Origin of the sequence: Ochrobactrum sp. SFR4, from assembly GCF_019730395.1 — a bacterium.
GTDB lineage: Bacteria > Pseudomonadota > Alphaproteobacteria > Rhizobiales > Rhizobiaceae > Pseudochrobactrum.
In genome coordinates this window covers 1-265 of the sequence record NZ_JAAPBB010000878.1, presented here as the reverse complement: position 1 = coordinate 265, position 265 = coordinate 1, and the positions used below count along the sequence as shown (strand labels likewise).

Below are 265 nucleotides of genomic sequence, written 5' to 3'. Positions count from 1 at the left end.
CTGGAGGACGTCCTCATCCCAGAGCAGCAGTTCACCCTCGGCCGGATGTTGGGCAAAGGAGAGTTTGGATCAGTGCGGGAAGCCCAGCTGAAGCAGGAAGATGGCTCCTTTGTGAAAGTGGCAGTGAAGATGCTGAAAGCTGACATCATTGCCTCAAGCGACATAGAAGAGTTCCTGAGAGAAGCAGCTTGCATGAAGGAGTTTGACCATCCACACCTGGCCAAGCTTGTTGGAGTGAGCCTCCGGAGCAGGGCTAAAGGTCGTC

General features: G+C 54.7%; 1 protein-coding gene. It reads left to right on the top strand.

The window, feature by feature from the left end:
- A partial coding sequence (locus HBA93_RS21600) for a protein kinase (protein WP_221724617.1) occupies window positions 1-265 on the top strand: 265 nt, incomplete at both ends.